The sequence below is a fragment of the Azospirillum lipoferum 4B genome, assembly GCF_000283655.1.
GTDB classification, from domain to species: domain Bacteria; phylum Pseudomonadota; class Alphaproteobacteria; order Azospirillales; family Azospirillaceae; genus Azospirillum; species Azospirillum lipoferum_C.
This window is the reverse complement of the sequence record NC_016622.1, coordinates 2,790,918-2,809,847: the sequence shown is the minus strand read 5'-3', so window position 1 is coordinate 2,809,847 and position 18,930 is coordinate 2,790,918. Positions and strand designations below refer to the sequence as shown.

Annotated in this window: 20 protein-coding genes and 1 tRNA gene; 13 read left to right on the top strand and 8 right to left on the bottom strand. The window is 68.1% G+C overall.

The window, feature by feature from the left end:
- The first annotated feature begins 223 nt into the window (after positions 1-223).
- Positions 224-427, top strand: a complete 204-nt coding sequence (locus AZOLI_RS13050; protein ID WP_014249133.1) for a hypothetical protein — start codon at positions 224-226, stop codon at positions 425-427.
- 39 nt (positions 428-466) lie between these two features.
- Here AZOLI_RS13050 and AZOLI_RS13045 read toward each other — a convergent pair whose 3' ends face one another.
- The 3 genes from AZOLI_RS13045 to ddpX all read right to left on the bottom strand — a co-directional run bounded on the left by AZOLI_RS13045 (position 467) and on the right by ddpX (position 2,961).
- Entirely contained in the window at positions 467-1,012 is a 546-nt protein-coding gene (locus AZOLI_RS13045; protein ID WP_244442488.1) for a hypothetical protein, read from the bottom strand.
- 138 nt (positions 1,013-1,150) lie between these two features.
- Entirely contained in the window at positions 1,151-2,203 is a 1,053-nt protein-coding gene (locus tag AZOLI_RS13040) for a polysaccharide deacetylase family protein (RefSeq protein ID WP_014249131.1), read from the bottom strand.
- Positions 2,204-2,412: 209 nt separating this feature from the next.
- On the bottom strand, positions 2,413-2,961 hold the full coding sequence (gene ddpX, locus AZOLI_RS13035) for a D-alanyl-D-alanine dipeptidase (protein ID WP_044550925.1): 549 nt from the start codon (positions 2,959-2,961) through the stop codon (positions 2,413-2,415).
- Positions 2,962-3,190: 229 nt separating this feature from the next.
- Between ddpX and tsaB the strand changes: the two genes are divergently transcribed.
- Together tsaB and AZOLI_RS13025 are read left to right on the top strand one after the other, a co-directional pair.
- Positions 3,191-3,937, top strand: coding sequence for a tRNA (adenosine(37)-N6)-threonylcarbamoyltransferase complex dimerization subunit type 1 TsaB (tsaB, locus tag AZOLI_RS13030; RefSeq protein ID WP_014249129.1), 747 nt, complete (start codon positions 3,191-3,193; stop codon positions 3,935-3,937).
- Positions 3,934-4,404, top strand: coding sequence for a GNAT family N-acetyltransferase (locus AZOLI_RS13025; protein WP_014249128.1), 471 nt, complete (start codon positions 3,934-3,936; stop codon positions 4,402-4,404). The genes tsaB and AZOLI_RS13025 overlap by 4 nt, the downstream gene beginning before the upstream one ends.
- 3 nt (positions 4,405-4,407) lie before the next feature.
- Here the strand turns inward: AZOLI_RS13025 and AZOLI_RS13020 are convergent, their stop codons facing one another.
- A complete protein-coding gene (locus AZOLI_RS13020) occupies positions 4,408-4,662 on the bottom strand; it encodes a sulfurtransferase TusA family protein (RefSeq protein ID WP_014249127.1) in 255 nt (84 codons plus the stop codon).
- An 89-nt stretch (positions 4,663-4,751) separates the two neighbouring features.
- Between AZOLI_RS13020 and AZOLI_RS13015 the strand changes: the two genes are divergently transcribed.
- The 7 genes from AZOLI_RS13015 (at position 4,752) to AZOLI_RS12985 (ending at position 9,639) form a co-directional block, all read left to right on the top strand.
- Positions 4,752-5,165, top strand: coding sequence for a MucR family transcriptional regulator (locus AZOLI_RS13015; RefSeq protein ID WP_014249126.1), 414 nt, complete (start codon positions 4,752-4,754; stop codon positions 5,163-5,165).
- Positions 5,166-5,554: 389 nt separating this feature from the next.
- A complete protein-coding gene (locus AZOLI_RS13010; protein ID WP_014249124.1) occupies positions 5,555-6,457 on the top strand; it encodes a GNAT family N-acetyltransferase in 903 nt (300 codons plus the stop codon).
- A 7-nt stretch (positions 6,458-6,464) separates the two neighbouring features.
- Complete coding sequence (locus AZOLI_RS13005; protein WP_014249123.1) at positions 6,465-7,367, top strand: lysophospholipid acyltransferase family protein; 903 nt, start codon at positions 6,465-6,467, stop codon at positions 7,365-7,367.
- Positions 7,368-7,414: 47 nt separating this feature from the next.
- Positions 7,415-7,488 (top strand) — tRNA-Gly (locus AZOLI_RS13000).
- A gap of 190 nt (positions 7,489-7,678) precedes the next feature.
- On the top strand, positions 7,679-7,960 hold the full coding sequence (locus AZOLI_RS12995; RefSeq protein ID WP_014249122.1) for a hypothetical protein: 282 nt from the start codon (positions 7,679-7,681) through the stop codon (positions 7,958-7,960).
- 859 nt (positions 7,961-8,819) lie between these two features.
- On the top strand, positions 8,820-9,263 hold the full coding sequence (locus AZOLI_RS12990) for a ferritin-like domain-containing protein (RefSeq protein ID WP_014249119.1): 444 nt from the start codon (positions 8,820-8,822) through the stop codon (positions 9,261-9,263).
- Between the two features lie 139 nt (positions 9,264-9,402).
- Entirely contained in the window at positions 9,403-9,639 is a 237-nt protein-coding gene (locus tag AZOLI_RS12985; RefSeq protein WP_014249118.1) for a hypothetical protein, read from the top strand.
- Here the strand turns inward: AZOLI_RS12985 and AZOLI_RS12980 are convergent.
- Complete coding sequence (locus AZOLI_RS12980) at positions 9,623-9,871, bottom strand: DUF1289 domain-containing protein (protein ID WP_065814219.1); 249 nt, start codon at positions 9,869-9,871, stop codon at positions 9,623-9,625. The genes AZOLI_RS12985 and AZOLI_RS12980 overlap by 17 nt on opposite strands.
- Before the next feature lie 116 nt (positions 9,872-9,987).
- On the opposite strand from AZOLI_RS12980, the gene AZOLI_RS12975 reads away from it, so the two are divergent.
- The gene (locus AZOLI_RS12975; RefSeq protein ID WP_162488078.1) at positions 9,988-11,718 is read left to right on the top strand and encodes a hypothetical protein; all 1,731 of its coding nucleotides are present in this window, start codon (positions 9,988-9,990) and stop codon (positions 11,716-11,718) included.
- Between the two features lie 27 nt (positions 11,719-11,745).
- On the opposite strand, the gene AZOLI_RS12970 is transcribed toward AZOLI_RS12975, so the two are convergent.
- The 3 genes from AZOLI_RS12970 to AZOLI_RS12960 form a co-directional block, all read right to left on the bottom strand.
- Positions 11,746-12,555: a DUF1003 domain-containing protein gene (locus AZOLI_RS12970; RefSeq protein WP_014249115.1), complete on the bottom strand. Its 810-nt coding sequence runs from the start codon at positions 12,553-12,555 to the stop codon at positions 11,746-11,748.
- Between the two features lie 280 nt (positions 12,556-12,835).
- Positions 12,836-14,659, bottom strand: a complete 1,824-nt coding sequence (locus tag AZOLI_RS12965; protein ID WP_044550167.1) for a phosphoenolpyruvate carboxykinase (GTP) — start codon at positions 14,657-14,659, stop codon at positions 12,836-12,838.
- A gap of 527 nt (positions 14,660-15,186) precedes the next feature.
- Positions 15,187-16,008 carry a HugZ family protein gene (locus tag AZOLI_RS12960; RefSeq protein ID WP_014249113.1) on the bottom strand — a complete coding sequence of 274 codons (822 nt, stop codon included), beginning with the start codon at positions 16,006-16,008 and terminating at the stop codon, positions 15,187-15,189.
- A gap of 296 nt (positions 16,009-16,304) precedes the next feature.
- Here AZOLI_RS12960 and AZOLI_RS12955 point away from each other — a divergent pair, with 296 nt between their 5' ends.
- Together AZOLI_RS12955 and AZOLI_RS12950 are read left to right on the top strand one after the other, a co-directional pair.
- The gene (locus AZOLI_RS12955; protein WP_014249112.1) at positions 16,305-17,000 is read left to right on the top strand and encodes a response regulator transcription factor; all 696 of its coding nucleotides are present in this window, start codon (positions 16,305-16,307) and stop codon (positions 16,998-17,000) included.
- 43 nt (positions 17,001-17,043) lie between these two features.
- Entirely contained in the window at positions 17,044-18,747 is a 1,704-nt protein-coding gene (locus AZOLI_RS12950; protein WP_014249111.1) for a stimulus-sensing domain-containing protein, read from the top strand.
- The last annotated feature ends 183 nt before the right edge of the window (positions 18,748-18,930 follow it).

Sequence of the window (18,930 nt, the reverse complement as noted above, 5' to 3'; positions counted from 1 at the left end):
ATTAACAAGCAACGGCGTGCAAAGCTGCTTTAAATCAATTCGCGGTTGTTGTGATTATTCATGGAACGGCAAATCTATTAGTGAAACCACGAAAGGAATATGCTATCTCCTTTGCGCTATAGGGGAAGGCCGCAAAGGGTCAGGCCGGCGACGTTCGCGTCCCGGCCACCACAGAATGCGGTTCCATGCAAAGCTGGACACACAGGTGTGAAAGGGAAGCGCGATGATGGACGAACGACGCGATGTGGCCCTGGCCATCAAGTCCTGCCTGGACAGCCTGATGAGCGACGCGACGCGTTGCGATCTGGACGACCTGGCGCGCTTCATCAGCCTCGCCGCCCTGGCCGCGGAAGAGGCGGCGGTCGCCCACGATCCGAAGTCCGTCCGCTTGAAAGCGCTGATGGCCACCGGCGCGGGCCACTGCTGAGCGGCATACCGGCGACCTGGGCGCGGCAGCCGTCGGGAGTTACAGTATTTCCGCGTTGCGGATGGCGTCGTCGATCCGGCCCAGCATTTCGGCGCAGGAGTCGTCGCCATCCATCAGGGCGGGCAGCGCGAAGCTGAACATCGCGACCGCGGCCACTGTTCCTCCAACGGCCCCTGCCGCTTCCACGCGTTCCGCGCCGACCAGCCACAGGTAATGGGTCTCGGCCCGCCCGTCTTCTTCAGTCCTCATCATCGCTTGGGCGATCACCGCACCGTCGGCACGGCTTTCCACCGTCCGGTCGCCGGCCCGCGGATCCTGCGGCCTGACGAAGCGAAGGGCCATCTCCTGCAGGGTACCGGCCGCGCCGCCGGACTCCGGCCGCGGCGTCACCCTGTCGGTCACCAGCCGCAGCACGCCCGCGGCAGGCGACGGCGGCCGGAAGGTGCCGACGGGCTGGCCCTCATGCTCCTCCACATCGACCGCCCATCCCGGTGGCAGGCGGAAGCGCACCGTATCGGCCCAGCCGATGTCGGAGCCCTGTCCATTCGTCACTTGTCCGTCCTGCATGTGGGGGCCTTGCGCCATCGCTCCCTCCCGGAAATTCGCCGCGCACGCCGCAACGGCGCGCCAGGGCCGGCACCATAGGCGCCGCCGGCTGCGTCGCCAATGCCCTATCGGAGCCCTTGGGCTTCGAGGCAATCCCCGGCGAAAGGCTTCAGACCGTCATTCCGGGATCAGGAACTGCACGCCCAGCCAGCGCCAGCGGCCATCGGCGGTCGGCAGGGTGCAGTTGACGCGGGCGCGGCCCGGCGGAAAGGGGTCCTTGATGCGGACCTCCACCCGGTCCTCCGCGATGCGTTCCAGTGCGGTGCGGCCCTGGCCGGTGGCGAAGCAGGCCAGCTTCGAACTGTCCCCTACCCCGTCGGCGATGGTGAAGCCCAGCGGGGGCGGATTGACGGTGACCAGGGGATCGTCGGGCGTCAGGTCCGACACCGGCAGCGGCAGGGCATTGGCCGCCAGTTCGAACCGGTCGACATTGCCGTAGGTCTCGTTCATGACGAAGCGTGGCAGGCTCCAGGGATCGGCCTGGGCGTGCAGCACGCCCGACTGCTGTCCGAAGGCGGCGGCGAAGCCCTGGTCCATCACCAGCTGCCGCACCGCCAGCGAATATTCCCCTTGCGGGTAGGAGAAGATCGTCGGGCGCCGTCCCAGCTCCGCCTGGAAGCGGTCGGACATCCGCCGCAGGTCGGCGGCCAAGTGCTCCGGGCTGCGCGCCAGCATCGACTGGGTGGAGGTGCCGAGCGCGCCGATGGTGACGCCGGCCGCCGCCAGCTGCCGGATTTCGCCCCAGGTCATGTGGGTGGGAGAGCCGCGGTCCACCGCGTCGGTCGCGACGAACAGCGTGAAGGGCAGATTGGCCGCCTTCAGCCGCGGCCAGGCCTCGGTGAAGGCGGAGCGGCTGGCTTCGTCGATGGTGATGGCGACCGTGCGGTCGGGCAACGGCTTTCCGGTGCGCAGGGCTTCCAGGATCTTCGGCAGCGGCAGCACGCGGTAGTCGCCGTCCGTCAGCTCGTCCAGATGGGCTTCGAACTGGTCGATGCGGATGCTGATCGAGGGGTTCTGGTCCTCGCCGAAACGGTCATAGGCGAAGACGACCGCGCTGGCGCCCGGCGGAGGGGCGGAGTCGGCCACTGCCGGCCGCAACGCCGGCACGAGCGCAGTCCAGAAGGACAGCGCGGCGGCGGCGAAAACCCTGACGGCACGACGGAACGGCATGGCGCCCTGCGGAATAGGCTGGCCGGGACGACCTCCGTCCCGACGCAAAGGGTGTGCCATAGTCTCCGCCATGCGAACAAGCGCCGACCGCCACTTTCCCGCTGTGGGCAGCGATGCGGTGCGCGCGTGCAACAATGGAACGGGTGATCCGCAGCACACGCACCGATACGGGCGCCGTCGGAATGGCGCCCTGCCTGTGTCGGCCGCTCCTACATCAGCCGGCCGCCGGCGGCGGCGTCGGTCAGCAGGGGGTAGCGCCCGGCATCCGGCAGCTGGTAATGCCACCATTCGGACGGGTAGTGCTCCCAGCCCGCGGCGACCATCACCCCCAGCAGCATGGCGCGGTTGCGCTGCTGCTCCGCGGTCAGGTCGCTGCGGCCATGATGCGACCGCTCCGTCATCGCGTCGAACCCGGTGCCCATGTCCAGCGGCACGCCGGCGGCATCGGCCAGCGTCAGGTCGATCGCCACGCCGCGGGTGTGGTTGGAGCCCAGCCGGGGGTCGGCGATGTAGGTCGGATCGGCAAAGGCGTGCCAAAGCCGCCATTGCGCCTCTGCCGGCCGGAAGGCATCGTACACCCGCAACCGGCAGCCGATCCCGCGCGCCAGCCTGATGGCCTCGGTCAGCCGGTGCGCCGCGTCGGGGTGCAGCAGGCACACCGCCGATCGGTAGATCGGCGCGCCCGACAGGTTGTCGGCGGTGGCGTAGAGAAGCTCCAGGTCGATGTCGAAGGCCGGGGGAGCGATTTCGGTCAGCATGGAAAGGGCAATCGTCGGCGTGTTGGGAAGAGGCAGGACCTCTAGCATGGCGCCGGCGCCGCCTGCCATGGTCGCGGATCTGCCATGCCGGGGCCGGCGGCCGATGCGGGCCCATGCCGGCCGATAAGGGGTTGTGCCCCGCCGGCAATCCATGGTGAAGGCAGTCTCGTATGAAGATGGGCCGGCGTGGCGGCAATCCCGATACGACGGCCGCAAGGAAGGTGGGGCGATGAAGGTTCTGGGTCTGGATACGGCGACGTCCGGCTGTTCGGCCGCGCTGTGGGAGGGGACTGTCGGCTTGGCGGGTGCCCCGGGTGGTGCGCCGCGCGTCACGGTGCGGCGCAGCGCCCCGATGGCGCGCGGGCAGGCGGAGGTGCTGGTGCCGCTGGCGCAGGAGGTGCTGGCGGAAGCCGGCACCGCGTTCGACGACCTCGACCGCATCGCCGTCACCGTCGGGCCGGGGGCCTTCACCGGGTTGCGCATCGCGCTGGCCGCCGCCCGCGGGATCGCCGTCGCGCGGGATCTTCCGGTGGTCGGCATCACCAGCTTCGACGCCATCGCCCATGGCGTGCCCGAGGCCGAGCGCGCCGGGCGCCCCCTGCTGATCGCCGTCGACAGCCGGCGGGCCGAGCCCTTCCTGCAGCTCTACGACGCTGCGCTGGCGCCGGTGGGGGAGCCGGCGATGCCGGACCCGGCGGCGATCCCCGGCTGGCTCGATGCGCTGTGCCCGGCCGGACCGTTGCTGCTGGCCGGCGACGCGGCGGCGGCGCTGGTCCCCCTGCTGGCCGGACGGGCCGGGCTGGAGGTGGCGGCGGGCGACGGGTTGCCGGATGCCGCGGTGGTGGCGGCGCTGGGAGCCGCCCGTCCGACCGGCCTGCCGGCCGAGCCCTTCTATCTTCGTCCGCCCGACGTCACCCTGCCGAAGGCCGCCGGTGCGAAGTCCGGTGCCGAAACCGGTCCGGGAAACGGGCCGTGACCGCACCCGCCGTCCGCCTTCACCCCGCAGGCCCGCTGGAGTCCGCGGTGGTCGCCGCCCTGCAGCATGTCTGCTTCCCCGAGGATCCCTGGGACGAGGCGTCGGTCGCCACCCTGACCGCCCCGCCTGCCGGTTTCGCCGTCATCGCGCTGGACATGCAGGACCAGCCGGTCGGTTTCGTCATGGCCCGCGTCGCGGCGGAGGACGCGGAGATCCTGGCCATCGGCGTTCTGCCGCAGGCCCGGCGGGGCGGCGTCGGCCGCCAGCTGGTCGAAGCCGCGGTTGCCGGGTCCCGTGACCTGGGAGCGACTGCGCTGTTTCTGGAGGTCGCCGAAGACAATCAGGCGGCATGGACTCTATACAAGGCTTGCGGCTTCTTTTCCGTCGGACGCCGTCCCGGATACTACAAACGACCTGACGGCCGGGTCGCGGCGCTTGTCCTGCGCCGCAATCTCGACGGGGCATAGGGGTTAATTTTTCCGCAGGATCAGGCGGTGGACTCCCTCCGGCTCATCCAATCGTTCGGGGTGGACAGATAGAATGCTGTGACCCAACTCCATCAAGGATCGTGGAACGTTTTCCAAGGGTTCGCCTGCATTCAGCCGGACTTCGAGAGTCTGCCCCGCGTCCATCCGCTCCACCATCAACTTGGTCTTGACGAAGGTTAACGGACAAACCTGCGAGGTGATGTCGAGAAACAAGTCTGTGGAGCTTTTTTCGGTCACCGATTCCTCTTTGTTCCAAAGGATGGATATTGCACGCCGCAGAAAACCTCTTTATATGGTGAGGTACGAATGCCGCGGAGCAAGCTTACATGAGCAACGGGTCCCCTTCCAACGCGCTGTTGTCTCTGACCACGGAGATCGTGGCGGCGCATGTCTCCAACAATACAGTCGCACTGACCGATCTTCCGACCCTGATCGAGCAGGTCTACAAGTCGCTGGCCAACGTCGGCACCGAACCGGTGGTGGCGGAGGAGCGGCCGCAGCCTGCAGTGCCGATCAAGAAGTCGGTCACGCCGGACTATATTGTGTGCCTGGAAGACGGCAAAAAGCTGAAGATGCTGAAGCGTCATCTGAAGACGGCGTACAATATGACGCCAGAAGAATACCGCGACCGCTGGGGCCTGCCGGCCGACTACCCGATGGTTGCGCCGAACTACGCGCGCCAGCGCAGCTCGCTGGCCAAGCAGATCGGTCTCGGCACCCGCGCCCGCCGCGGCGCCTGAGGATCGGAATTTTCGCAGAGCGGGCGGGCGCCGAACATGGTGCCCCCGCTCTGGTCCATCCTCTTCGGGCCGGTCCTCTTCCGGTGCGCCCTGCTTCCTGGGCGGCCGACCCGAACGCTTTCGTGATCATCCCAATCGCGGTTACCTGAAAACCGTCCCGGGCAGGCGATCGCCCCCAAACCATAGGCCCGAAGCCGCTGCCTGCAGGACCGCGGATGCCGATCCCGGCCGGCCGGCGGCGCCATACGATGTCGGTTGACCGGGAACCGCCTGATCGTGTTATCCCTTGCGCTGGGTGCGACGCTGTTCGTCCCGGCGTGGCCGCCCGGGCCACGGCGGAAACAGGCGGCGCGGCGCATCGTCCCGAACCATCGCAGCGGACCGTCGACATGGCTGATGCAAGCTTGGACCAGCCGGACATGACCCGGACCAGCCCGGAGCGGGGCGAAGCATCCACATTGGACGCCGTCGATTCCGATGCGGCGGTCTCCGGCAGGCTCGCGGACGGCATCCGCCTGGGCACGCTGGAGGTGCGGCTGGCCCGTTCGGCGGAGGAGATCGACTGGGCGCAGGCCCTTCGCTACCGCGTCTTCTATGAAGAGATGGCGGCGATCCCCTCGCCCGCGATGCAGGCCCAGGGCCGCGACTTCGACGACTACGACGATGTGGCCGACCATCTGCTGGTCATCGACCATGCGCGCGGCAACGGTCCGGACATGGTGGTCGGCACCTATCGCCTGATCCGCCGGCCGGCCGCCGAGAAGGTCGGGCGCTTCTATTCCAGCGACGAATACGACATCGGCCGACTCGCCAGCTATCCCGGCGAGGTGCTGGAGCTGGGCCGGTCCTGCGTCGATGCCGGCTACCGCTCGCGCGGCAGCATGCAGCTTCTGTGGCAGGGCATCGCCGCCTATGTCTTCCAGCATGACATCGCCCTGATGTTCGGCTGCGCCAGCCTGCCCGGCACCGATCCCGATGCCCTGGCGGAGCCGCTGTCCTACCTGTACCACCATCACCTCGCCCCGCCGGAGCTGCGGGCGACGGCCCTGCCGGAACGCCACGTCTCGCTCGACCGCATGCCGAAGGACCGCATCGATCCCCGGCGGGCACTGAACATCCTGCCGCCGCTGATCAAGGGCTATCTGCGCCTGGGCGGGTTCATCGGCGACGGTGCGGTCATCGACCATCAGTTCAACACCACCGATGTCTGCATCGTGGTGAAGACCGAGCTGATCACCGACAAGTACTTCAAGCATTACGAACGTCGCAGCCGCGACAGCCAGGGCAGCTGAGGCGATCATGACCCGTACCGCGCGCGCCCTGGGATCGTCCGGTCGCGGGGCCCTGCGCCTGAGCCTGTACCTGCTGTGGACCCTGCTGCTGATCCCGCTCCAGGCGTTGGCCGTGGCACGGGGATGGCGTCTGTGCCGCACCCTGCCGCGCTTCTATCATCGTGTCTGCACCCGGCTGATGGGGCTGGACGTGGTGGTGCGCGGCGAACAGGTCGCCGGCGGACCGGTGCTGTTCGTGTCCAACCACTCCTCCTACCTGGACATTTCGGTGCTGGGCTCGCTGATTCCCGGTTCCTTCGTCGCCAAGACGGAGGTCGGGACCTGGCCCTTCTTTGGCCTGCTCGCCCGGCTTCAGCGCACGGTCTTCGTGGAGCGCAAGGCGCGCACCTCGGTCGACAAGCAGCGCGACGACATCGGCGGCCGCCTGGATGCCGGGGACAGCCTGATCCTGTTCCCGGAGGGGACCTCGAGCGACGGCAACCGCACCCTCCCCTTCAAGACCGCGCTGTTCGCCGTCGCCGCCCGCCGCATCGACGGCCGCCCGCTGACCGTCCAGCCGGTCAGCGTCGCCGCCACCCGGCTTGACGGCATCCCGATGGGCATCGCCTTCCGCCCCTTTTATGCGTGGTACGGCGACATGGATCTGGTGCCGCACCTGTGGCAGGCCTTCCGCCTCGGCGGCATGACGATCGAGGTGGAGTTCCACCCGCCGGTGACCATCGACGGCTTTTCCAGCCGCAAGGCTCTGGCGGACCATTGCCAGCGCGTGGTCGCCGACGGCGTCGCCCGCGCCATTTCCGGCCGTCCCGACGCGCCTGTCCGCGCCAAGGAAACCGCTCCGCAGGAAACGGCCTCTCCCACTCCCGCCTCCGCTCCGGCGATCAGCGATCCTGCGCATGGGAGTGCTTGATTCCGCTCTTGTATCCACTGCGCCGGTCGCCTATAAACAGCGGGCGCGCGGGTGTAGCTCAATGGTAGAGCAGAAGCTTCCCAAGCTTACGACGAGGGTTCGATTCCCTTCACCCGCTCCAAACTCCGCATCGGTTGCGGCTTGAAAATTTCCCTTTCGAAAATTTAGTCGTGATGGCTGAGCGGTCTGTGCCGATGGGTACGGATGTGCCCTCTCTTCTGCGTTGGCGGTTCGCCGATGGGGTGGTTGCCGGGCTTGCGGCGATCCTTGAGGCTGGGCGGTATCGTCCGTCCGCCCGAAGGGGAACGCCCATGCAGCCAATCGAACGAGCACGCCGCCTCAGCCGGTCCCTGCAAGCGCGCTTCCGCATCGACCTGTTCTCCGCCCTGGTGGAGCGCGAGTTCGAACGTCGGCTGGCGGAAACCATCCTGGAGGCGGAGCGCGATGCCTATCGCCGAGGGCGCGAGGAGGCGCTGGCCGGATCGGGCGGCGCGGCAGTCCCGGTGAGCGCAGACGATGGAAATACCGCGGTCAATCCATCTCCGCGGCGGGAAGAGGGGGCATGGCCGGGCGGGAGGCCCATGACCATGTGAGGCCCGCCCGCTCGGCGCAGGCATAATGCCAGGGGCGCTGGTCACCATGGCCGGCCCAATGCGGATCGCCCGTGCGGATCGGCCGGCCGCAGGCGCAGCACAGCGGACCATTGCGCGTCGTACGCCCGGATTGGGCGCGGGCGGCGCCGGTCTTGGCCGATTTCGGCTTCGGTTCCCATCCCAGCGAGGCGGGATGCCGTCCGTACAGCGCCATGGTCTTTCCCCAGCTTTGCGATGATCCCCCGATCACGGCCACAACGGGTCCATAGGCGTCGATAACAACGCGGTCGTGGCGGAGCGAGAATGCCGTCGTCGCACCGCATTGCCAACAACAAGGATGGACAGGTTCCAACCCGAAATCGTTGCTCTTCCGTGGGGACAGGCGGCTCAAAGCTCTTTGGATGAGAGCGACCGTGCAGAGAACACACAATAGTCAACACAGGCCTCGGCACGCTTCACATGATTGCCTCTGCCAGTTGTCTGAGGCCATGGAGCGGTGATCTTTCGGTCTGTTTCCGGTCGTACTGGCGTTCATAACCAGGTAATCGTCGGAGACTGGCGTCCACCACATTCGCTGCATTGCGGCATTCTCTTCATGCGAAGGCGCCCCTTGACGGCATTTCTACTGGATTATCTTCCCGTCTTTACCGCCGTTTCCATCGTCGTGGCTGCCGGCAACTGACCGGGCATGGCGTCGCCGCCCTGTGGCGCGCCGGAGCCTTCCGGGGGCTGCCCGTCCTCCTGCCCGTCCTGTGCACCCCACCGGTGCACCCCCGATTGCTCCCGGTGCGATGCGGGAACATTCGGCCCTACGGCTGGGTTGTGGCAACGAAGGGGAAGTTTGGGAGGACCTGCCGTTATGGAAAAAGACCAGATCGTCGATACGCTCAATGACCTGATCCGCATCGTCGAGGACAGTCACGAGGGTTACCGGCAGGCCGCCGAAACCGCCGAGGACGAGGATCTGAAGGCCCTGTTCAACGATCTGGCCGCCCAGCGTGGCGCCATCGTCCGCGAGATCCAGAGGCTGGTCGCCGAACAGGGCGGTGCACCCGACATGGGCGGCACCATGATGGGCGGTGCCCACCGCTTCTTCCTGGAACTGAAGTCCGCCGTGATGGGCCACGACCGCGCCGCGATCATTGCGGAGGTCGAACGCGGTGAAACCGAATGCCTGCGCCGCTACGACGAAGCCATGGCAAAGGAACTTCCGCTGCCCATCACCGCCGTCATCGCCCAGCATCTGGACCGCATCCGCGTCGACCGTGACCGCATGGCGGCGTTGCGCGGGGTGGTGGCATGATGGTGCGTCGCAGCATTGCGGGTGCGCCGGAGCGGGCGTAGGCTTTCGGTCCGTGGTCCCGCCCGATGGCCGGGCCAACTGCCCCGCCGATCCTCCGGCTTATGGTGGCCGGATGTCGGCTCCACCTGGACATGGATTGATGAACAGCGACAAACAGAAAGCAGACCAGTCCGGCAACGATCTGGTCACCAAGGGCGCTTTCGCCCTCTACCACGCCGAGAACGCCCACCGCGTGGCCGAATTCAAGAAGTCCAAGAATGCCGAGGCGGCCATCGCCGCCGATTTCGACGCCTACCGCTCCCGCTATCTGCGGAAGTTCAAGGATGTCTTCGACAGCCTGTCCGAACAGGGGCTGACCGTCACCCGCGCGATGTGAGCCGGCCGGGCGCCACAGCCGGCGCCGGCCCCGATATCCCGGTCCCCGCCGCCGCCGCACGACGCCGGTCCGCCGCGTCCAGCACCGCGAGGCGTCCGGCGGGATCGAGATCCCTCCAGACCCTGATGTCGCCCAGCGTCCGGTAACAGCCGACGCAGACCTCCTGCTCGTCCAGCGTGCAGAGCCGGATGCAGGGGGACGGAACCTGATCGTCGCGGGTCGCTTGCGTCATGGCGCGACTGTGCCAAGGCCGCCGCATCGCGGCAAGCGGCGCGTTGAGCGGGCCACGTCTCCCGAATGGGATGGGAAAGCCGCAGGCCCGCCGCTATACTGTGCGGCATGGCCCGCATGCTGTTCCTTCGCGACATCGACGCCGACGTGCAACTGCGCTGCCGCGCCTGCGGGCATGGCGGCGTGCTTCCCCGTGCCATGCTGGAACGGCGCTTCGGCCCGAACTATCCGGTGCTGTCGATCGCGCCGCATTACCGCTGCTCGCGCTGCGACTCCCGCGACATCGAAAGCCGGCCGATCCTGGCGCCGCCGCCGGTCGCCTCCTTCGAGGCCGCGAACGAGGAGCCGTCCTTCGACGCGCCGCTGGCGGCGCTGAACGGTTTGCTCGCCTCGCTGCGCGGCGACGCACCGGCTGCTGAAGAGCAGGCCGTTTCTCCCCCTCCTCCTCCCCCCCTTGCTCCCGCCGCCCCGGTGCGCAGCAAGCCGCTGTCGGAGCTTCCGCTGGCCGATCTGGTGGCCGATGGTCCGGCCGATGACGGCGCCGCTCCGCTCTGGGAGCCGGTTTCCCTGGCGGACATGGCGGCTCGGCTGGGTGCGATCGGGCCGGGCGACGACGACTCCGGCCGGGATGGCGAACCGGATGTCGGCGAACCGGTCGATGACGGTTGGGACGATCCGGCCCCGCCTGGCCGCCCCGCCGGGAAGGAGACCGCCCGCGACAATGGTCCCGACGCCGATCCCGACGCCGATCCCGACGAGGGCGGGGACGAGGGCGGGGACGAGACCCTGGCGGCGATGCATCGCCTGCTGGCCCAGGCCCATTGGAGCGAGGACGACGAACCGGAAGCCCCTGCGCCGGCGACCGCCCGCCGCTTCGAGCAGCCGGGGACGGAAGAGGACATCGACGGGCCGACCGAAGAGGACGGGCCGGCGGTCTTCTCTCATAAGATGTTGGTGCGCAAGGACTTCGAGGAGGACTGGGAAGAACCCGAGGCCGAGTTCGACCGCCGGCGGGCGGAAGAGGAGCGCGATACGGCGGAGAGCTTCGATGAGGAAGAGGAACCGTCGGACGAGGAGATTCTGTCCTTCGCGATCCGCGACCCGGAAAAGCCGGCTGCCCGACCGGCGGAGTGGCCGGCGATCAGGTCGGCCAAGCCCGCTGCGCCGCCGCCGGCCGATGAGCCGCTCGATTTCGACCAGCACCGCGCCGAACGCCGTGCCCAGCGCCCACCCCCGCCGCCGGAGGATGAGGAAGGCTTCGACCGTACCCTCGCCGCCCTGCGGTCGATGATCGAGGATGCGGCCAACGATCCGGACGACGATGCCCAGCCCCCGCCGCGGAAGCCGCCTGCTGCGGAGGCAAGGGGCATCGGCAAAGGCCCCGAAAGCAACAGCGACAGGAACCCCGGCGCGGCGACCGCTTGGCAGGATGAGGACAGGAGCGGGGACGATCCGCTCTCCGGTTTCGACGCCGATCCGCTGCCCGATCCAGAGCCCGATCCAGAGCCGGACCCCGACCGGGACCCGGCGCCGGCCGGCCGCCGCTCCGCCCAAGAACGTGAAATCGAAGAGGCGATGAAGGCCCTGCGCGGCCTGATCGAGGAGGAGGTGGCGTCCGAGCCCCCGCCCCCGCCCCCGCCATCGCAGCCCGCCCCGCCGCCGAAACCGCGTGCCGGCAAGCCGCGCCCGCCGCCCCGCCGCGAGCCGCCCGCCCCTCCCGCGGAAGAGGCGGAGCCCACGGAGCCGCCCGCCAGGCAGGGTTCCAAGCCGGTCGATCCGACACCGCTCAGCAAGACCATCGCGGCACTGCGCGGCATGCTGGAACTGGACGGCAAGCGCAAGCGCTGACGCGGCTGCCGTCCTTGCGGCAAGCGATCACCTGCGCAGGCGCTTTTCCTGCATGATCTCCAATTGCAGCTGCTGGATTTCGGTCAGGCGCTGCCATTGGCGCTGGATCAGGTAATCCATCTTCTCGTGCAGGTGCCGGATTTCCAGTTCGGCCTTCAGGTTGACGCGGTAGTCGTTCTCGGACCGCAGCCGGTCCTTCGCCTCCTGCCGCTTCTGGCTCATCATGATGACCGGGGCCTGGATGGCGGCCAGGCAGGACAGCAGCAGATTCAGCAGGATGAAGGGGTAGGGATCGAAGGCCCGCGTGTCGCCTTCGAGGATGTTGATGAGCATCCACACGCACAGGAAGAAGGCGAAGGAGATCAGGAAGGCCCAGCTGCCGCCGAAGCTGGCCAGCCCGTCCGACAACCGTTCGCCCAGCGTGCGGCGGTCGTCATATTCCTCCTCCGGGTTCTCGGCCAGCGTCTCGTGGTGGGCGAGGCTTTCTGCGACCTCGCGGTCCAGTTCGCTCAGCTCGCCATGTTCGGCCTGCAGCAGCTCCGCCACATAGAGCGAGCGGTAGCGCGCCAGCTCCTGCCGGCTGATCTGCGAGTCCGGCTCCAGATGCGGATGGTCCTGCCGGATGCGGTCGGCAAGGTTGGGGCGCAACGCGTCCAGCGCGATCAGGTCGCGCTTGGGCCGGCGCTTGCCGCTGATGGCGCAGGGCTGACGCTTGGCGGCCAGCAGGCTGGCGTCCTCTTGGCCGGCGTCCTCCGTGCCGGCATCCTCCTGGCCGGGGCCCAGGTTCGGCACTGCGGACTCGTCGCCGTCTTCCGGCGGAAGCTGATGGTCGGTCATGATGTCGCCCTCCCTCGAATGCGCGGACCGGGGTGGCCGACTTTATGCCTGACGCTTGCGACAAGCCGGTTAAATCGCTGAAAGACCGCAAGGCCCGCCGGAGAGTCGGCAGAGAGAAGAAAGCGTTGCAACGGCTGGAGACTTGCCGCAGTGCGAGACATGGCCGGCCGCCGCCTTGGCCGATCCAAGATGACAGGCGGTTCATCCTTGTCGGCCGCCTAAGGAAAAGGGGCCGCCTTTCGGCAGCCCCCTATCCTTACCTGCTGACGGTTTCGGCCGCTCAGCCGATGCGCCAGACCTCCGGGCTGTTCTCCAGCCGTTTCAGGACAGCGAGGCGCTGCTGCTCGATCTCGTCGGGCAGGCGGTCGCCGAAGCGGTTGAACAGCTCTTCCTGGTCCTTCGCCTCGGCCTCGGCCTCCTTGCGGTCGATGTCCATGATCTTGGCGAACTTGTCGGCCGGGAAGTTCAGGCCGGACCAGTTCAGATCCTGGTAGCGCGGGGAATAGCCGAAGGGCGATTCCGCCACGTCGGTGACACGGCCGCGGACGCGGTCGACGATCCACTTCAGCACGCGCATGTTGTCGCCGAAGCCCGGCCAGACGAACTTGCCGTTCTCGTCCTTGCGGAACCAGTTGACGCGGTAGATGCGCGGCAGGCTTTCGACCTTGCCTTCCATCGACAGCCAGTGGTTCCAGTAATCGGCCATGTTGTAGCCGCAGAAGGGCAGCATGGCGAACGGGTCGCGGCGGATGGCGGCCTGGCCGACGGCGGCGGCGGTGGCCTCAGACCCCATGGTCGCGGCCCAATAGACGCCTTCGCGCCAGTTGTAGGCCTCGAACACCAGCGGGAAGGTCTTCGACAGGCGGCCGCCGAAGATGAAGGCGCTGATCGGAACGCCGGCCGGATCCTCCCAGGCCGGGTCGATCGACGGGCACTGCGCGGCGGGCGCGGTGAAGCGGCTGTTCGGGTGGGCGGCGACGCGGCCGCAGCCCGGCGTCCAGTCCTTGCCCTGCCAGTCGATCAGGTGCGCCGGCGGCTCGTCGGTCAGGCCTTCCCACCAGACGTCGCCGTCGTCGGTCAGGGCGACGTTGGTGAAGATGACGTTGTGGTCCAGCGTCTTCAGCGCGTTCGGGTTCGACTTCACGCTGGTGCCGGGGGCGACGCCGAAGAAGCCGGCCTCCGGGTTGATGGCGCGCAGCGTGCCGTCGGGCTGCGGCTTGATCCAGGCGATGTCGTCACCGATGGTGCGGACCTTCCAGCCCTCGAACTCCTTCGGCGGGACCAGCATGGCGAAGTTGGTCTTGCCGCAGGCTGACGGGAAGGCGGCGCCGACATAGGTCTTCTCGCCGGTCGGGCTTTCCACGCCCAGGATCAGCATGTGCTCGGCCAGCCAGCCCTGCTCGCGGCCCATCGAGGAGGCGATGCGCAGCGCGAAGCACTTCTTGCCCAACAGCGCGTTGCCGCCATAGCCGGAGCCGTAGGAGACGATGCGGTGCTCCTCCGGGAAATGGACGATGTACTTGTTGTCGGCGTTGCAGGGCCACGGCACATCCTGCTGGCCCGGCTCCAGCGGCGCGCCGATGGAATGCAGGCAGGGGACGAAGTCGCCGTCGCCCAGGATGTCCAGCACCTTCTGGCCCATGCGGGTCATCAGGCGCATGTTGACGGCGACATAGGGGCTGTCGGAGATCTGCACGCCGATGTGCGCGATGTCGGAGCCCAGCGGACCCATGCTGAACGGCACCACATACATGGTGCGGCCGCGCATGCAGCCCTCGAACAGGCCGTCCAGCTTGGCCTTCATCTCCTCCGGCGCCATCCAGTTGTTGGTCGGCCCGGCTTCCTCGCGCGAGCGCGAGCAGATGTAGGTGCTGTCCTCGACACGGGCGACGTCGCCCGGATCGGAGCGGCAGAGGAAGGAGTTCCGGCGCTTGGCCTCGTTCAGGCGGATGAAGGTGCCGGCCTCCACCATCTCGCTGCAGAGACGATCATATTCCTCCTGCGACCCGTCGCACCAGTGAACGCGCTCCGGTTTGCATTTCAGCGCGATCTCCTCGACCCAGGCCAGGAGCTTCTTGTTCCGCGTCCGCATATTGCCAGTCATATCGTCCTCTCGAAGGCTGGGCCGGTACCGCCGCGCCGGGCATCCCATCGGGGTCCCGCGGCCGGTCCGGCCGTCTTTGTCCGTTGTCGTGTCAGATGGAAAGAGTCCGCCGGATCGGCGGCCCAATCAGTAGGATGCCGGTCCGAACGGGCGGCAGGGCCGGAGGCCCGCCGGGATCGGCGACACCGCGCAGGCGCGGCGACGAAACGGTGCAAAGGGCGGCCCTGAGGCGACAGGTCTGGGGGCCATTGGCCCGGACGGGAAACGGGTCGATCCGTTATGGTCCACTGAAGTGTTCTCCTGGTTGCGCATGCCCAAGCGCCGCTTTCTTGTTTTTGGTGCGGCGCCCGGTCGTGTCGAAGCGACCTCTCGGCTGGTCGTTCGGGCTGACGGTTGGCTTCTCGTCTCTCTCGGTCTGTGATCGCGCCTTTTGGCTTGTTCCGCCTTCGGCTTCTTTGGCTTTTGTGGTCGGGCTCTTCTTATCGGCCCTTTTCCGGGCGGCCCTGTTTATTGGGCTTCGGGGTCCGTCAGGCGCCCCCGTCGCCGGTTGTCGCGTGTCCTGGCTGTCCGGGCGGTCCGGTCCCGTCCTGCGGCCGGATCAGTGCATCCAGCATCAGTCTAGCCGATTCCGGGTCGTGGATTCTCTGCTCAAAATCGACGCGGGCGACGTACCCCCCGCGTCGCAGGTCGCACCCCTCCGGGTCCACCCCGGTCAGGCTCCAGCCCTCCCCATCGCCCGCCCCGTTTCCATCGGTGGAGGGGGCCAGCCGGGGGCCGTAGCCCTCGCCGTTCAGTCGGTCGAGCAGGTCCGCCTCTCCTGCCGCCAGCGCCGGGGCGGAAGCGGGCAGGTCCAGATCGGCGGCGGACAGCCAGTGGATGCGGCCGAAGCCGGCGACCAGATGGGCGCGCTCCACCGTCACGCGGTAGATGGCGAAATCGGCGAAGCCGGCATAGAAGGCGGCATCGGGATGGCGGCGCAGGTAACGCGCCCGGTGGGCGGGGTCGTCCGACCGCTCCGCCCGGCCCAGGACCGACAGGCGCGCACCGGTCAGCGGCTGCGCCAGTCCGGCGGTGCCGTCGAACAGCAGGCCGACCCGGCCGTCGGCCAGCAGGTTGCGGGTGTGGTCGGCCAGCGTGGAAAGCAGAAGCAGCGGGCTGCCATCATGGTCGAACGCCACCAGCACCAGCGATGGATAGGGCCAGCCGCCCTTGTCCGTGCTGCCGGCATCCGCGCCGCCGACGCCGTCCGGCCGCTGGGCCGTTGCCAGCGCGGCGCGGTCGCAGGCGCGCATCAGGCGCCGGGCGCTGCTGGCCGGAGCCGTGCCGCCCGGGCGGTCGCCGGGAGGCATCGCGCCCTCCCTCGCATCCGGAACGGTGCCGGGCGGAGAGGACGCCGAAAGGGCGTTCAGAAAACTCATTCCAAAACGAGTGCGTTCTCCCGCGCGGCACCGTTGTTCGGCGCCGCATTGCCGCCATATTGGACCATACAAATGCTGCGGGAAAAGAGAAAACTGCCGCTGGTAACTGGACTCTGGCATAAAGTATTGGGATGACCACTCGGCCTATGCCCGATGTTTCCGCTAACATTTCAGGCTCCGCCCTGCTCGACCGTTCCGTTCCGACCGATTGGGAAGCTGTTACGACCATGGCCCACACCGTCGCCCTGGTGGATGACGATCGCAACATCCTGGCCTCCGTCTCCATCGCTTTGGAGGCCGAAGGTTTCGACGTGCGCACCTATACGGATGGCGCCGAGGCGCTGCGCGCGCTGACCCAGCGCCCGCCCGACCTCGCCGTGCTCGACATCAAGATGCCGCGCATGGACGGCATGGAGTTGCTGCAACGTCTGCGTCAGACCAGCCACATCCCCGTCATCTTCCTGACCAGCAAGGACGACGAGCTGGACGAGCTGATGGGCCTGCGCATGGGGGCCGACGACTACATCAAGAAGCCCTTCTCGCAGCGCCTGCTGATCGAGCGCATCCGGGCCCTGCTGCGGCGCGAGGCGCTGCGCGGCGAGACCGCCGACGCCGATCCCGGCCAGATGATCACCCGCGGGCCGCTTCTGCTGGACGGCGCCCGCCATGCCTGCAGCTGGAAGGGCCAGCCGATCGACCTGACGGTGACCGAATTCCTGCTGGTCCGGGCGCTGGCCCAGCGGCCGGGCCATGTGAAGAACCGCGACCAGCTGATGGACGCGGCCTATGGCGAGCATGTCTACGTCGACGACCGCACCATCGACAGCCATATCAAGCGGCTGCGCAAGAAGTTCAAGGCGGTCGACCCCGACTTCTCCCAGATCGAAACGCTCTATGGCGTCGGCTACCGGTACAAGGAGTAGACCGGTGTCCGCGACGGGCGGAGTTAGACCCAAGGAGAGGCCGGTGCGGCGGCGCGGCGTGTCGCCGCTGACCCTGCGCATTCTGGCGGTAAACGTGCTGGCGCTGCTGGTGCTGTTGGCCGGGCTGCTCTATCTCGGCCGCTACCAGGACCGGCTGATCCAGGCGGAGACCGAGGCGCTGGCGACCGAGGCGCGCATCTTCGCCTCCGCCCTGGGCGAGGGCGCGGTGAACCGCATCCTGACCGCGCCCTCCCCCACCGGCGCATCCACCACCGACGAGGGGGGCGAGCGGTTCGAACTGGCGCCCGAACTGGCCCGTCCGATGGTCCGTCGGCTGGCGGAAGCGACGGCGACCCGCACCCGCCTGTACGACATCGATGGGCACATGCTGTCCGACAGCCGGGTGCTGGTCGGCTCGCAGGGGCGCATCGAAATCCGCGAGCTGCCCACTCCGCCCGCCGGCGATCCGGTCAGCCGCGCCATCAACGACCTCTACACCCGGCTGATCGACGTGGTGCCCAGCCGCGAGGGGCTGCCGGCCTACCGCGAGGCGCCCGGCCGGCCGAACCCCGACGTCGAGCGGGCGCTCGGCGGCGAGGCGGCGGCCACCGTCTGGCGCGTCGACGGCGAGGGCGGCGACCCGGAACTGCTGCTGACGGTGGCGGTGCCGGTGCAGCGCTACCGCGAGGTGCTTGGCGCGGTGCTGCTGGCGCGCAGCGGCGGTGAGATCGACCGGGCCATCCGCTCCGTCCGCTTCGACATCCTGCGGGTGTTCGGCGTGGCACTGCTGGTGACGGTCGCCCTGTCCTTCTATCTAGCCGGCACCATCGCCCGGCCGATCCGCCGGCTGGCCCAAGCCGCCGACCGGCTGCGCACCAGCCACGGCCGCCATGCCGAGATCCCCGACCTGACCCGCCGCGGCGACGAGATCGGCGAGCTGTCCGGCGTGCTGCGCGAGATGACCGACGCGCTGTGGACGCGGATGGACGCCATCGAACGCTTCGCCGCCGACGTCGCCCACGAGATCAAGAATCCGCTGACCTCGCTGCGCAGTGCGGTGGAAACCGCCGGCAGGGTCAGCGATCCGCGCCACCGCGACCGGCTGATGGCGATCATCGCCGACGACGTGCAGCGGCTGGACCGGCTGATCAGCGACATCTCCAACGCCTCGCGCCTCGACGCCGAGCTGTCGCGGGCGGAGCCGGAGCCGGTCGACATCGGCCTGCTGCTGACCATGCTGGCCGAGCTGCGCCAGACGGTTGCCGAAACCGTGGACGAGACGGTGCCGGCCGGGGGGGGAGAAGCGCCTGGAGAAGCCGGCGCGGAGGACGGTCGGGCCATGCCGCCCTGCATCGTGATCGACATTCCCGAGGGCGAGCGGCTGGTGGTGCCGGGGCTGGAGGGGCGGTTGACCCAGGTGTTCCAGAACCTGATCGACAACGCCCTGTCCTTCTCGCCGCCCGGCGGCGTGGTGCGGCTGTCCGCCCGGCGCACCGGACGCACCGTGACGGTGGTGGTGTCAGACCAGGGTCCCGGCATCCCGGAGGGAAAGGAAGAGGCGATCTTCGACCGCTTCTACACCGAACGTCCGGCGGGCGAGAAGTTCGGAACCCACTCCGGTCTCGGACTTTCGATAGCAAAACAGATAATCAGTGCACACAACGGTTCGATATCCGCGCGGAACCGTCAGGTATCGGAAGGAGCAGTCGGGGGTGCCGACTTCACCGTTATCCTGCCTTTGCTATGAGACCATCGACCGAAATACATACATCTCCGTCACTATCGGGTGGACAAGCCCAATTTATCAACGGATCATGGCGGTGGTCGTTCTCGCTTGCCGGATGACACGGCGGCCGGTCCTTATCGGGCCGGTTGTTTCCTGCCGGGCCATACTGTGATCGAAGGGTGGCCATCCCCAGGAATGAACATG